The organism is Thiococcus pfennigii (assembly GCF_016583835.1).
Lineage (GTDB): Bacteria > Pseudomonadota > Gammaproteobacteria > Chromatiales > Chromatiaceae > Thiococcus > Thiococcus pfennigii.
Map to the genome: position 1 here is coordinate 18,468 of NZ_NRRW01000009.1, position 13,922 is coordinate 32,389.

Consider the following 13,922-nt stretch of genomic DNA (forward strand, 5'->3'; position numbering starts at 1 on the left):
GGTGACCCTTCGATCGGTGGCGGCGCCCCACCGCGCGCGCCGTCCGTCGGGCCTGCGATGCGTGCGGCGATCGGCAGGTGACGAAAAAAAGCCCCGCCGAGGCGGGGCTTGCGAGGGTCGCGGCCGCTAGGCGGCCGGTTGCCCGATCAGTGCCCGGTGGCCTGGCCAGCCCCGATCGGCACACGGATGTCCTCGACCAGGTGCTGGATGTGCTCCGGCGGTGGCGCCGTGACCTTGGCCACGACGAAGGCGACGATGAAGTTGATCATCGCCCCGACCGCGCCGAAGGCCTCCGGCGAGATGCCCATGAACCAGTTGGCCGGGACGTTGGCCGCCATCTCGGTGCCCGGGACGAAGAACCACCCCTTGAACCAGAAGATGTAGACCAGGGTCACGGTCAGGCCGGAGAGCATGCCGGCGATGGCGCCCGCGCTGTTGGCTCGCTTGTAGAAGATGCCCATCATCAAGGCCGGGAAGATGGACGAGGCCGCGAGACCGAACGCGAGCGCCACCACCTGGGCGGCGAAGCCCGGTGGATTGATGCCGAGCCAGCCGGCGACCAGGATGGCGCCCGCCATCGCGATGCGCCCGGCCATCAGCTCGGCCTTCTCCGAGATGCGCGGCATGAAGACGCCCTTGAGCAGGTCATGCGAGATGGCCGAGGAGATCGCGAGCAGCAGGCCGGCGGCCGTCGAGAGTGCCGCGGCGAGACCACCGGCGGCGACCAGTGCGATGACCCAGTTCGGCAGTTTGGCGATCTCGGGGTTGGCGAGCACCATGATGTCGCGGTCGACGTTGGTCAGCTCGTTGCCCTGCCAGCCGTAGGCCTCGGCCTGGGCGGCGAATTCCGGGTTCGCATCGTTGTAGTACTGCAGGCGCCCATCGCCGTTCTTGTCTTCCCAACCGAGCAGGCCGGTGGCTTGCCAGCGGGTCATCCATTCGGGCAGTTGGGCGATCTCGACGTTCGCCGTCTGCTCGCCGACCGGGCCGGTCTGGATGGTCTCGATCAGGTTCAGGCGGGCCATCGCGCCGACGGCCGGGGCGGTCGTGTAGAGGATCGCGATGAAGACCAGGGCCCAGCCGGCCGAGCTGCGCGCGTCCTTGACCTTGGGCACGGTGAAGAAACGGATGATGACGTGCGGCAGGCCCGCGGTGCCGATCATCAGCGACAGGGTGAGCAGGAAGATATTCAGCGTCGAGTCGGCCTGCACCGTGTAGGCACTGAAGCCGAGGTCTTGCACCGTCTGGTCGAGCTTGTCGAGGAGCATCAGCCCGCTGCCGTCGGCCATCGCGCTGCCGAGGCCGAGCTGCGGGAGCGGGTTGCCGGTCAGTTGCAGCGAGATGAAGATCGCCGGGATCGTGTAGGCGAAGATCAGGACGACGTACTGGGCGATCTGGGTGTAGGTGATGCCCTTCATGCCGCCGAGCACGGCGTAGATGAAGACGATCGCCATGCCGATGATGACGCCAGTCTCGAAGGGCACCTCGAGAAAGCGACCGAAGGCGACGCCGACGCCCTTCATCTGGCCGATGACGTAGGTGATCGAGGCGACGATCAGGCAGACGACGGCCACGAGGCGGGCGGTCTGCGAGTAGTAGCGGTCGCCGATGAACTCCGGCACCGTGAACTTGCCGAACTTGCGCAGGTAGGGCGCGAGCAGCAGGGCCAGCAGGACGTAGCCGCCGGTCCAGCCCATCAGGTAGACGGAGGCGTCATAGCCCTTGAAGGCGATGAGGCCGGCCATCGAGATGAAGGAGGCGGCCGACATCCAGTCGGCGGCCGTGGCCATGCCGTTGGCGACCGGGTGGATGCCCTTGCCGGCGACGTAGAACTCGCCGGTGGTCGCGGCCCGCGCCCAGATGGCGATGCCGATGTAGAGCGCGAAGGTCGCCCCTACAACGATATAGGTTATCGTTTGCAGATCCATTAAGCTTCCCCCGTGCTCAGTCTTCGTGGACGTCGTAGCGTCGGTCGAGACGATTCATCAGCGCGGCGTAGATGAAGATCAGCGCGATGAAGATGTAGATCGAGCCCTGCTGTGCGAACCAGAAGCCGAGCTTGTAGCCGCCGAGGCTGATGGCGTTGAGCGGTTCGACGAGCAGAATGCCGAAACCGTAAGAGACGACGAACCAGATCAAGAGTAGTACGACCAATAAGGTCAGGTTCGCCTTCCAATAACCCGTGCGTTTCTCCGACGTCATTAGGCAGTCACTCCGTATTGTTGGTACCGAATTTGGCGATCGAATCGGGGTGACGGGGCTGGGACCGGACCGCCCCGTGCGGACGGTGGTCTGGAAATTGACAGATGCCCCCTCGTCATAGTTTTAGTCCTCGGCGGACCCTGCCAGGCCTACCGGGGCAGAGCATTGTGTTGTCGTCGTTGCAAGCATGTCAATACTTACTATCCATGCTATAGCTAATGGTAAGGATTGGCGCAAGGCGGATGCGTTCGGATCCATGGGCGCATGCAGACGGCGCGTACCGCGCCCACCGTGGGCGTCGTCTGCGCCGGCAGGTACCCGCTTGCGGGCGATCCGGGCCGGTCAGCCGCGAGGGTCGGGGCCGCGTCGTCGACTGTCGGGTTAGGCACGGCGGTCTCTGAGGAAGGTTTCAGAAACAAACGACACCAGCGCGAAGACGACAAGAAACTACAAAATACACGAAAGCCGCGAAAACACGGCAGATTCTTGTGTAAGTTCGGCCCTTTCGCGTGTTTCGCGTGTTTCGTAGTTCCCAGTAGATGTACCGGCTGTTCTTGAATCGTCACTGAGAAGGAATCGGCCGGCGCTGTGCGCCCGGGCGACGCCGACCCGTGTCCCCCGGGAGGTGGAGATTGCCCAGGGCACCCCGACGAGGAGCGACCGTCAACCCCGCAACCACCTCGAAGCAGGTCGCAGACCGGATCCGCCTTGGCGATGGTCGCGGACTCGCTTGAACGGCGTCCGGGTTTCCATTAAGTTGCGAATTTTCGTGGGCGCTCGCGATGTCGCCCACCCCACCGGATCTTGCCTAACATGAACTATCGTAGTACCCGCGGGGGCGTCGCGTCGGTGGATTTCGCCGACGCGGTCCGGATGGGTTTGGCGACCGACGGGGGGCTCCTCGTCCCCGAGGCCCTGCCGAGCGTCGCCCCCGAGACCCTCGAGGAATGGCGTCGGTTGCGTTTCCAGGACCTGGCCCTGGAGTTGATAGGGCCGTTCGTCGGCGATGCCCTGCCGCGCGCCGACCTGGCGGACCTGATCGACCGCTCCTACGCGACCTTCACCCACCCCGAGGTCACCCCGCTCGTCGAGGTCGGCGACGCCTGGATCCTGGAGCTGTTCCACGGGCCGACGGCGGCCTTCAAGGACGTCGCCCTCCAGTTCCTCGGCAACCTCTTCGAATACCTGCTCGCGCGCGACGGCGGGCGGCTCAACATCATCGGTGCCACCTCGGGGGATACGGGCTCGGCGGCCATCGCCGGGGTGCGCGGCAAGGAGCGCATCGAGATCTTCATCCTCCATCCGCAGGGGCGCATCTCGCCGATCCAGGAGCGGCAGATGACGACGGTGCTCGATGCGAACGTGCACAACGTCGCGCTGCGAGGCACCTTCGACGACGGGCAGCGCCTGGTCAAGGCCCTGTTCAGCGACCTGCCGTTCAAGGAGCGCTACCGGCTCGGGGCGGTCAACTCGATCAACTGGGCGCGGATCCTCGCCCAGATGGTCTACTACTTCTACGCCTGGGGGCGCCTCGCCGAGCGGCTCGAGGGGCGGCCCGTCACCTTCGCGGTGCCGACCGGCAACTTCGGCGACATCTTCGCCGGTTACCTCGCCAAGCGCATAGGGCTGCCGATCGAGCGGCTGATCCTGGCCACGAACCGCAACGACATTCTGACCCGCTTCGTCGCCTCGGGCACCTATGCGACCGGCGAGGTCTACGCGACCCTGAGCCCGGCGATGGACATCCAGCTCGCGTCGAACTTCGAGCGATACCTTTATTACTTGGTCGGCGAGGACCCTGGGCGGGTGCGCTCGCTGCTCGAGGAGATGGGGCGCACCGGGCAGCTGCGCGTGACCGGCGAGGAGCACGCCCAGGTCCAGGCGGATTTCGCCGCGGTGGCCGTCGACGACGCCGCGACCCTCGCGCAGATCCGCGCGACCCATGCCGCGACTGGCTATATCCTCGACCCGCACACCGCGGTCGGCGTGCGGGCCGGGGCCGGGCGGGCCGATCTGGTCTGCCTCGCGACCGCCCATCCGGCCAAGTTCAACGAGGCCGTGCGCCAGGCGATCGGCCGCGAGGCGCCGGCCCCGGCCAGCCTGCGCGGGCTGATGGACAAGCCGACGCGCTGCGCGGTCCTCGATGCCGACATCGCCACGCTGCGCGACTACATCGGCGAGACCCTCGCGGGGAGACCCTGACCGTCGGCCCCCCCCCCGGGGGCGGGCCGGCCATCCGCTGATCGAGAAGATGCCATGATCGATGACGCCCGTTACATCCAGATCCTCGACACGACGCTACGCGACGGCGAGCAGACCCAGGGGGTGTCCTTCTCCGCCGAGGAGAAGGCGAGCATCGCCCGCGTCCTGTTGGAGTCGGTGCGGGTCGATCGCATCGAGGTCGCCTCGGCGCGGGTCTCGGCCGGGGAGCTCGAGGCGGTCGCGCAGATCACCGACTGGGCGGCCGGGGCCGGGCTCCTCGAGCGGGTCGAGGTGCTCGGTTTCGTCGACCGGGGGGCGAGCGTCGGGTGGATCCGTGAGGCCGGCGGGCGGGTCATCAATCTCCTCGCGAAGGGGAGCGAGAAGCACTGTCGTGGCCAGCTCGGCAAGACGCTGGAAGAACACGTGCGCGACGTGCGCGAGACGATCGACCACGCCCAGGGGGCGGGGCTCGGCGTCAATCTTTATCTGGAAGACTGGTCGAACGGCTATCGCGACAACCCGGCCTACGTCTTCGACTTCGTGGAGCGGCTCGCCGACGCGGGGATCGCCCACTTCATGCTGCCCGACACGCTGGGCGTCATGACCCCGGAGCAGGTGCGCGCGGCCATCGCCGATATGGTGGGGCGCTTCCCGGGGCTGGCCTTCGACTTCCACCCGCACAACGATTACGGGCTCGCGACGGCCAATGTTCTGGCCGCGGCCATGGCCGGGGCGGCGGCCGTGCACTGCACCGTCAACTGCCTCGGCGAGCGGGCCGGCAACGCCTCGCTGGCCGAGGTCGTCGTCAATCTGCGCGATCAGCTCGGCCTCGACCTCGGCGTCGACGAGAGCCACCTGGCGCGGGCCAGCGAGCTGGTCGAGGCCTTCTCCGGCAAGCGCATCGCCGACAATGCGCCGATCGTCGGCGCCGACGTCTTCACCCAGACCGCCGGTATCCACGCCGACGGCGACAAGAAGGGGTGTCTCTACCAGACGCGGCTCAGCCCCGAGCGCTTCGCCCGGCGCCGACGTTATGCGCTGGGCAAGCTCGCCGGCAAGGCGTCGCTGCTGAAGAACCTCGAGTGGCTCGACATCCGCCTGTCGGAGGAGAACCAACTGAAGGTCCTGCGGCGCATCGTCGAGCTCGGCGACTCGAAGAAGGTCATGACGGTCGAGGACCTGCCCTTCATCATCGCCGAGGTCCTCGATAGCAACGACTACAACCACGCCGAGTTGCTCGCCTGCTCGATCTCCAGCAGCCTCGACCTGGAGTCGACGGCGAGCCTGCGCCTGCGCCTCGGCGAGGAATGCTTCGTCGGCTCGGGCAGCGGCAATGGTGGCTTCGACGCCTTCAACAACGCGCTGGCCAAGGTCCTCAAGCGCCGCGGTCTGACCCTGCCGCCGCTGCTCGACTTCGAGGTGCGCATCCCCAAGGGCGGGCGCACCGACGCGCTGACCGAGTGTTCGATCACCTGGCAGGTCGATGGCAGCGAGCTGAAGACCCGCGGCGTGCATGCCAACCAGGTGTTCGCCGCGATCGGGGCGACGATGCGCCTGCTCAACATCCTGCTGCATCGGGCCATGACCGACGCGCAGCGGGGCGCCGAGTCGGCCGCCTGACGGGCGACGGCCGGGGAGGGCGGCGCTACTCCTCGGCCTCGACGACCACGCCTTGCCCGTCCGGCCCCTCGACGATCACCAGCTTGCCGAGGGTCGGGTGGCGCATGGCCGTGACCCGGAAGGCGGCGGTCTCCTTCTGGACCGTCACCTTGCCTTCCTGCTTGAGGTCCTCCAGCAAGGTCTGCTCGGCATCGAAGATGCGCATCGCTCGTTCCTCCTGTTCGTCGTCATGTCGACGGGCGGCGCCCCTGTCGCGTGTCGCTTCAGCCGTCGCATCGGCCACGGCGACACGGAGGCGCCAAGAGGTGACCTTGAAAAATTGCCATCCGGGCAATTTTTCAAGACGCGAAGCGAAAATGCGATTTCCGCTTCGCTTCATTTTTTGGTCGCTTAGGCGACTGAAAATGGCGAGGCCTCCTTGCCCCGCGCGGGCACCTTGAATCTTTCAAGGTGCCCAAGAATCGCCCTTCGTTCATCCAGGGCGGTGATTCATTCTCCAGCCTGGTTCGAGGGGGCTCGAACCGCGATGGCCGGTTCGCTTCCGGTCGCCTGCCTCCAGCGCAACCCCCTCGGGCCGGCCCGGCGCGTCCCTTGCGTAGGGCGGTCGATGGTCGGCCAAACGCGGCTTCGCGACCAGGGCCACCGCGCACCCTGGTGTCTCGCTTCAGAAATAACGAGGCCGCCCTTTCATGTCACCCTAAGTGACGACTCGAAAACAACCGGCGCATCTTCTCTTAAACTACGAAATCCGCGAAACACACGAAAAGGCCGAATATACGCGGGAGAATCTGCGGTTTTTCGCGACGATCGTGCATTTCGTGGTTTCTTGTCTTCCGCGTGCTCTGGGAACTACGAAACACGCGAAACACGCGAAAGGGCCGAACTGACACACAAGAATCTGCCGTTTTTTCGCGACGTTCGTGTATTTCGTGGTTTCTTGTCGTCTTCGCGCTGGTGTCGTTTGTTTCTGAACCCTTCCTTGGCCGCCACGAGCGCGTCGTCGTCGCCCGCAAGCGGGCCCCTACGGTGCTCGCTGCTAGGGCGACATGAAAGCGGCCTCGGTATCTCTGGAGCGAGGCACTAGGCGCCGGCGATCGGCCGCCGGCCGTCCGCCCGAATCGCCCGCAAGCGGGCCCGATCCCGGGCAGGCGACGCCTGCGGAGGCCGCCCCGGTGCCTCGTCTGCCTTCTCCCGTTGCCGATCGGGGCGGGGTCGCCTCGCTCGTGCCTCCGTGGACGGCCTCTCCCCTGTCCGAGGGGAAGGGCCCGCATTCGGCGCCGCCGTGCGCCGCACGGATCCCCTCCGCAGGGGGCGGCATGGTATCCTTAACCGTTTTCAGGGGACCTTGAACGGTCGCCGACGGGGCGGCCTCTCGAGTCGCCGAGCGGGAATGTGCTTGCCGCCTGGCCCCGATGTCCGCCGCTCGTGTGGTCGGGGCCGGCGGGGTGTCCCGCCTCGCGGGGTGTCGCGGAGGTTCCGCGACGCGCCGTGATCGGCAAGTACGACAAGGCCGCGCCGACAGGTCGACGGCCGGCAACTTTGCACTCGGTCGTGCGGGGTCGCGAGCCAGCGGGCGGTGCCCGTGGGGCGCGGCGCACCCGTCATAGACGCTGGCGGGCCAAGGCGATGTCCGGGCCCGGGAGGGGCTTCTCGGTCGCGCCGAGGGTCCGCGCGACCGCTCACCTCGGTTCATCATGCCCATGCCGGAGTTCGCAAAAGAAGTCCTTCCGATCAATCTAGAAGACGAGATGCGGCGATCCTACCTCGATTACGCGATGAGCGTCATCGTGGGGCGGGCCCTGCCGGACGTCAGGGATGGTCTCAAGCCGGTCCACCGCCGCGTGCTCTTTGCGATGAGCGAGCTCGGCAACGACTGGAACAAGCCCTACAAGAAGTCCGCCCGCATCGTCGGCGATGTCATCGGTAAGTACCATCCACACGGCGACACGGCCGTCTACGACACCATCGTGCGGATGGCCCAGCCCTTCTCGATGCGCTACATGCTCGTCGACGGCCAGGGCAACTTCGGCTCGGTCGACGGCGACGCCCCGGCGGCGATGCGCTACACCGAGGTGCGCATGGCGCGCATCGCGCATACGCTGCTCGATGATCTCGACAAGGAGACGGTCGATTTCGTTCCCAACTACGACAACACCGAGGACGAGCCGGCGGTGCTGCCGGCGCGCTTCCCGAACCTGTTGGTCAACGGTTCCTCGGGCATCGCCGTGGGCATGGCGACCAACATCCCGCCGCACAATCTCGGCGAGATCATCGCCGCCTGCCTGGCGTTGATCGACAACCCGCTGATCACGATCGACGAGTTGATGGAGCATGTGCCCGGGCCGGACTTCCCGACCGCTGGCCTCATCAACGGTGTGCGCGGCATCCGCGAGGGCTATCGCACCGGGCGCGGTCGGCTGTTCATGCGGGCGCGTACCCACAACGAGGTCGAGAAGCGCAGCGGCCGCGATGCGATCATCGTCACCGAGCTGCCCTATCAGGTCAACAAGGCCCGGCTGCTCAAGCAGATCGCCGAACTGGTCAAGGAGAAGCGCCTGGAGGGCATCGCCGAGCTGCGCGACGAGTCCGACAAGGACGGCATGCGCATCGTCATCGAGCTCAAGCGCGACCAGAGCCCAGAGATCCTCCTCAACAACCTCTACCAGCACACCCAGATGCAGACCGTCTTCGGCATCAACATGGTGGCGCTGGTCGACGGTCAGCCGCGTCTGCTCAACCTCAAGCAGATGCTCGAATACTTCCTGCGCCACCGCCGCGATGTGGTGACCCGGCGTACCCTCTTCGAGCTGCGCAAGGCGCGCGACCGCGCCCATGTCCTCGAGGGGCTGGCCGTGGCGCTGGCCAATCTCGACGAGGTGATCGCGCTGATCCGCGCCGCCGCGAGCCCCGCCGAGGCCAAGGCCGGGCTCATGGCCCGGGCCTGGCGCCCGGGGGCCGTGATGGGGATGCTCGAGCGCACCGGGGCCGCCGAGACCCGCCCCGAGGACCTCGCCGCGGGCCTCGGCCTGGGGCCCGACGGCTACCGCTTGAGCGAGGCCCAGGCCCAGGCGATCCTGGACCTGCGCCTGCATCGCCTGACCGGCCTGGAGCAGGAGAAGATCCTCAAGGAGTTCGAGGAGATCCTCGCCAAGATCGCCGAGTTGCTGGCGATCCTCTCCAGCCCGGCGCGCCTGATGCAGGTGATCCGCGACGAGCTGACCGCGATCCGCGACCAGTTCGGCGATCCCAGGCGCACCGAGATCCTCATCGATCAGCTCGACCTGACGCTCGAGGACCTGATCGCCCCCGAGGACGTGGTCGTGACCATGTCCCACCTGGGTTACGTCAAGGCCCAGCCGCTCACCGAGTATCAGGCGCAACGCCGTGGCGGCAAGGGGCGCAGCGCCACGGCGATCAGGGACGAGGACTTCATCGACCGGATCTTCGTCGCCAACTCCCACGACACCGTGCTCTGCTTCTCCAGCCGCGGGCGGGTCTATTGGCTCAAGGTCTACGAGTTGCCGCAGGCCAGCCGCAACGCCCGCGGCCGGCCGATCGTGAATCTGATCCCGCTGGAGGAGGGCGAGCGGATCAACGCGGTCCTGCCGGTGCGCGGCTACGAGGAGGGCTATTACGTCTTCATGGCCACCAGCGCCGGCACCGTGAAGAAGACCCCGCTGAAGGACTTCTCGCGGCCGCTCGCGCGCGGCATCATCGCGATCGATCTGCGCGAGGACGAGTACCTGGTCGGCGTGGCCATCACCGACGGCAACCAGGACCTGATGCTCTTCTCCTCGGCGGGCAAGGCGGTGCGCTTCCGCGAGGAAGCGGTGCGGCCCATGTCGCGCACCGCCCACGGGGTGCGCGGCATCCAGCTCGAGGAGGACCAGCGGGTCATCGCGCTCCTGGTCGCCGAGCCGGGGACGGTGCTGACCGTGACCGAGAAGGGCTACGGCAAGCGCACCCCGGTCGAGGACTTCCCGACCAAGGGGCGTGGCACCAAGGGGGTCATCTCGATCCGCACCTCGGCGCGCAACGGTGCCCAAGTGAGCGCCGTGCTGGTGCGGCCCGAGGATGAGATCATGTTGATCACGGTCGGCGGCACCCTGGTGCGCACCGCGGTCGAGGGGATCCCGATCCATGGTCGGGGCTCCCAAGGGGTCCGGCTGATCCACCTCGGCGACGGCGAACGCGTCGCCTACGTCGAGCGCATCGTCGCGCTCGATGGCGAGGAGGAGGAGGCGTCCGGCGACGAGGCCGGGCAGCCAGACTGAACAGATACACGTTGCAGCGGAGAATTCGATATGTCGCGAGCCTACAACTTCAGCGCCGGTCCGGCGATGCTCCCCGAGCCCGTGCTGCGCCGGGCCATGGAGGAGATGCTCGATTGGCACGGCAGCGGGATGTGCGTCGCCGAGATGAGCCACCGGGGCAAGGAGTTCATGGCCATCGCCGAGCAGGCCGAGGCGGATCTGCGCGAACTGCTCGCGATCCCCGCTGGCTACAAGGTGCTGTTCCTCCAGGGCGGCGCGTCGACCCAGTTCGCGATGGTGCCGATGAACCTGATGGGCCGCGGCGCGGGTGCCGACTACATCAACACCGGCTCCTGGTCGAAGAAGGCGATCGCCGAGGCCAAGCGCTTCGGCACGGTGCGCGTCGCCGCGACGACCGAGGAGAGCCGTTTCACCCGCGCGCCGGCCCAAGGCGAGCTCGCCCTCGGCGAGGGGGCGGCCTACGTCCACTACACGCCCAACGAGACGATCGAGGGGGTCGAGTTCCCCTACATCCCCGACGTCGGCGAGCGCCCGCTGGTCGCGGACATGTCCTCGACCCTGTTGTCGCGGCCGATCGATGTCGCCCGCTACGGCATCATCTACGCCGGTGCCCAGAAGAACATCGGCCCGGCCGGGCTGACCATCGTGATCGTCCGCGAGGACCTCATCGGTGCGCCGCTCGAAGGCACACCGACGATGCTCGACTACCGCACCCACGCCGACAACGACTCGATGTACAACACCCCGCCGACCTATGCCTGGTACCTGGCCGGCCTGGTCTTCCAGTGGCTGAAGGACCTCGGCGGCCTCGCCGCGATGGCCGCGATCAACGAGCGCAAGGCGGCGGCCCTCTACGGCGCGATCGATGCCTCGGACTTCTACCGCAATCCGGTCGAGCCGAGCTGCCGCTCCTGGATGAACGTGCCCTTCACCCTCGCCGATCCCGAACTCGACGCCAAGTTCCTCGCCGAGGCCAAGGCCGAGGGCCTGCTGACGCTGAAGGGGCACCGCTCGGTCGGCGGGATGCGCGCGAGCATCTACAATGCGATGCCGGAGGCGGGCGTGCAGGCCCTGATCGCCTTCATGCAGGAGTTCGAGCGCCGCAACGGCTGAGGGGATCGAACCACCTCGGCCCAAGGCGGGCGCCCCGGAGCCGTCGCGCGGCGCCCGGCGGTGGTGCGGGGCACATCAGCCCCGGCCCTGTGCGCCTCGCGCGGTGCTGAACAGGGGCTCGAGACGTCCGTGCGACGGCCGGGCCCCAGCTGAGCGCCGCTCGCGCGACCCCGTCTCACCCAACGGTTTGGAAGAGACCATGTACAAGATTCAGACACTCAACAACATCGCCGTCGCCGGCCTGAACCGCCTGCCCCGCGAGGCCTTCGAGGTGGCCTCGGAGATGGCCCACCCGGATGCGGTCCTGGTCCGCTCGGCGAACATGCACGAGATCGAGATCCCGAGCACGGTCAAGGCCATCGGCCGGGCCGGCGCTGGGGTCAACAACATCCCGGTGGCGCGCCTGACGAGCCGCGGCGTCGTGGTCTTCAACGCCCCGGGGGCCAACGCCAACGCGGTCAAGGAGTTGGTCCTGGCCGGCATGCTGCTCGCGGCGCGCAACATCGGCCAGGCCTGGCAGTTCGCCCGCGGCCTGCAGGGCGAGGACGAGGCGATCCACAAGGCGGTCGAGGCCGGCAAGAAGCAGTTCGTCGGCTTCGAGTTGCCCGGGCGCACGCTGGGCGTCGTCGGTCTCGGGGCGATCGGCGTGCGGGTCGCGAACGCGGCGCGCGCGCTCGGCATGCGGGTCGTCGGGTACGACCCGACCATCACGGTGCAGCGCGCCTGGCAGCTCGCCTCGGACGTCACGCCGGCGCGTGGCATCGACGATCTGCTCGCGCGTTCGGACTTCGTCACCTTCCATGTGCCGTTGACCGATGACACGCGCCACATGATCAATGCCGATCGCATCCGCCAGATGCCGAAGCGCTCGGTGCTGCTGAACTTCTCGCGCGCCGGGATCATCGACGACGAGGCGGCCGTGGCGGCCCTCGACGAGGGGCACCTCTACGCCTATGTCTGCGACTTCCCGAGCAATCGTCTCAAGGATCACCCGCGGGTCATCACGCTGCCGCACCTCGGCGCCTCGACGGCCGAGGCCGAGGAGAACTGCGCGGTGATGGTCGCCGACCAGGTGCGCGACTATCTGGAGACCGGCAATGTCACCAATTCGGTGAACTTCCCCGAGATCCAGCTGGCGCCGAACGGTGGGCACCGCCTCGCCGTGGTCAATAGCAATGTGCCGAACATGGTCGGGCAGATCTCGACCGATCTGGCCGAGGCCGGGATCAATATCGTCGACATGCTCAACCGCTCGCGCGGGGAGATCGCCGTGACCCTGATCGACATGGATCAGCCGGCCCCGGAGTCGACGATCGCCGCGATCCGTGCTATCGATGGTGTCCTGTCGGTACGCTGTCCAGGCGCCGACTGCTGACCGGACCTGATCGCCGCCCCGGGGGCCGCATGAGCCAGGAACAGGAACTCGCCCAGATTCGCCAACGCATCGACGCGATCGATCACCAGCTGATGGCCCTGATCGCCGAGCGCGCCGTCTGCGCCCACAAGGTGGCGCAGATCAAGATCGCGGCCGGCGACGGGCAGTTCTACCGTCCCGAACGCGAGGCCCAGATCTTGCGTCGGATCAAGGCCGAGAACCCGGGGCCGCTCGATGACGAGGAGATGACGCGGCTGTTCCGCGAGATCATGTCCGCCTGTCTCGCCCTCGAGCAGCCGCTGACCGTCGCCTACCTGGGCCCGGCCGGCACCTTCACGCAGACGGCGGCCCTCAAGCACTTCGGCCATTCCGTGAGGGCGCTGCCGCTCGGCACCATCCCGGAGATCTTCCGCGAGGTCGAGGCGGGCTCGGTCCACTATGGCGTCGTGCCGGTCGAGAACTCGACCGAGGGCGTCGTCAGCCACACGCTCGACAGCTTCATGACCTCGCCGCTCTACATCTGCGGCGAGGTCTGCGTGCGCATCCACCACTTTCTGCTGAGTCACGAGACCCAGCGCTCGGCCGTGCGGGCCGTCTATTCCCATCAGCAGTCGCTCGCCCAGTGTCGCGAGTGGCTCGACCACAATCTGCCGCAGGCCGAGCGGATCCCGGTCGCGAGCAATGCCGAGGCGGCACGCCTGGTCGCCGGGCGCGCGGGGACGGCGGCGATCGCGAGCGAGTCGGCGGCCGAGATCTACGGCCTCGGCATTCTCGCCAAGCGCATCGAGGACGAGCCGGACAACACGACCCGCTTCCTCATCGTCGGGCGGGCCGACGCGCCGATGAGCGGCCACGACAAGACCAGCCTGCTGCTCGCCTGCCGCAACGAGGCGGGCGGGCTCCATGCGATGCTCACGCCGCTCGCCGACCACCACATCAGCATGACGCGGATCGAATCGCGCCCGTCGCGCCGGGGGATCTGGGACTACGTCTTCTTCGTCGACATCATCGGCCACCGCGAGGACCCAGCGATCCTCGCCGCGCTGGAGCACCTCCGGCGCGAGACCCTGTTCCTGAAGGTCCTCGGCTCCTATCCCGAGGCCGTCTTGTGACGGCGGCCGAGGTCCAGTCGCGTG

General features: G+C 67.4%; 9 protein-coding genes. 6 read left to right on the forward strand and 3 right to left on the reverse strand.

Annotated features, from left to right (window positions below; all coding sequences use genetic code 11):
* Positions 1-146: 146 nt before the first annotated feature.
* Both CKO41_RS04690 and CKO41_RS04695 read right to left on the reverse strand, forming a co-directional pair.
* Positions 147-1,928 (reverse strand): sodium:solute symporter family protein, encoded by a 1,782-nt coding sequence (locus CKO41_RS04690; RefSeq protein ID WP_200253798.1) that lies wholly within the window; start codon positions 1,926-1,928, stop codon positions 147-149.
* Between the two features lie 16 nt (positions 1,929-1,944).
* Complete coding sequence (locus CKO41_RS04695) at positions 1,945-2,202, reverse strand: DUF4212 domain-containing protein (protein WP_200253796.1); 258 nt, start codon at positions 2,200-2,202, stop codon at positions 1,945-1,947.
* An 813-nt stretch (positions 2,203-3,015) separates the two neighbouring features.
* Between CKO41_RS04695 and thrC the strand changes: the two genes are divergently transcribed.
* Together thrC and CKO41_RS04705 are read left to right on the forward strand one after the other, a co-directional pair.
* Positions 3,016-4,404, forward strand: a complete 1,389-nt coding sequence (thrC, locus tag CKO41_RS04700; RefSeq protein WP_200381396.1) for a threonine synthase — start codon at positions 3,016-3,018, stop codon at positions 4,402-4,404.
* Between the two features lie 54 nt (positions 4,405-4,458).
* Positions 4,459-6,024, forward strand: a complete 1,566-nt coding sequence (locus CKO41_RS04705) for a hydroxymethylglutaryl-CoA lyase-like TIM-barrel protein (RefSeq protein ID WP_200251547.1) — start codon at positions 4,459-4,461, stop codon at positions 6,022-6,024.
* A 25-nt stretch (positions 6,025-6,049) separates the two neighbouring features.
* Here CKO41_RS04705 and CKO41_RS04710 read toward each other — a convergent pair whose 3' ends face one another.
* Entirely contained in the window at positions 6,050-6,229 is a 180-nt protein-coding gene (locus tag CKO41_RS04710) for a hypothetical protein (protein ID WP_200381397.1), read from the reverse strand.
* A gap of 1,495 nt (positions 6,230-7,724) precedes the next feature.
* On the opposite strand from CKO41_RS04710, the gene gyrA reads away from it, so the two are divergent.
* From gyrA to pheA, 4 genes are all read left to right on the forward strand, one after another.
* On the forward strand, positions 7,725-10,298 hold the full coding sequence (gyrA, locus tag CKO41_RS04715) for a DNA gyrase subunit A (protein ID WP_200381398.1): 2,574 nt from the start codon (positions 7,725-7,727) through the stop codon (positions 10,296-10,298).
* Between the two features lie 30 nt (positions 10,299-10,328).
* Positions 10,329-11,411, forward strand: a complete 1,083-nt coding sequence (gene serC / locus CKO41_RS04720) for a 3-phosphoserine/phosphohydroxythreonine transaminase (RefSeq protein WP_200381399.1) — start codon at positions 10,329-10,331, stop codon at positions 11,409-11,411.
* A gap of 199 nt (positions 11,412-11,610) precedes the next feature.
* Positions 11,611-12,786 carry a phosphoglycerate dehydrogenase gene (locus tag CKO41_RS04725; RefSeq protein WP_200381400.1) on the forward strand — a complete coding sequence of 392 codons (1,176 nt, stop codon included), beginning with the start codon at positions 11,611-11,613 and terminating at the stop codon, positions 12,784-12,786.
* Positions 12,787-12,815: 29 nt separating this feature from the next.
* Complete coding sequence (pheA, locus tag CKO41_RS04730; protein ID WP_200251559.1) at positions 12,816-13,898, forward strand: prephenate dehydratase; 1,083 nt, start codon at positions 12,816-12,818, stop codon at positions 13,896-13,898.
* Positions 13,899-13,922 lie beyond the last annotated feature (24 nt).

What these genes read in the sequence shown, in the direction of transcription:
- gyrA (WP_200381398.1), top strand. Translation starts at nt 7,725, where the DNA reads ATGCCGGAGTTCGCAAAAGAAGTCCTTCCGATCAATCTAGAAGACGAG.
- CKO41_RS04705 (WP_200251547.1), top strand. Translation starts at nt 4,459, where the DNA reads ATGATCGATGACGCCCGTTACATCCAGATCCTCGACACGACGCTACGC.
- CKO41_RS04725 (WP_200381400.1), top strand. Translation starts at nt 11,611, where the DNA reads ATGTACAAGATTCAGACACTCAACAACATCGCCGTCGCCGGCCTGAAC.
- CKO41_RS04690 (WP_200253798.1), bottom strand. Translation starts at nt 1,928, where the DNA reads ATGGATCTGCAAACGATAACCTATATCGTTGTAGGGGCGACCTTCGCG.
- CKO41_RS04695 (WP_200253796.1), bottom strand. Translation starts at nt 2,202, where the DNA reads ATGACGTCGGAGAAACGCACGGGTTATTGGAAGGCGAACCTGACCTTA.
- serC (WP_200381399.1), top strand. Translation starts at nt 10,329, where the DNA reads ATGTCGCGAGCCTACAACTTCAGCGCCGGTCCGGCGATGCTCCCCGAG.
- CKO41_RS04710 (WP_200381397.1), bottom strand. Translation starts at nt 6,229, where the DNA reads ATGCGCATCTTCGATGCCGAGCAGACCTTGCTGGAGGACCTCAAGCAG.
- thrC (WP_200381396.1), top strand. Translation starts at nt 3,016, where the DNA reads ATGAACTATCGTAGTACCCGCGGGGGCGTCGCGTCGGTGGATTTCGCC.
- pheA (WP_200251559.1), top strand. Translation starts at nt 12,816, where the DNA reads ATGAGCCAGGAACAGGAACTCGCCCAGATTCGCCAACGCATCGACGCG.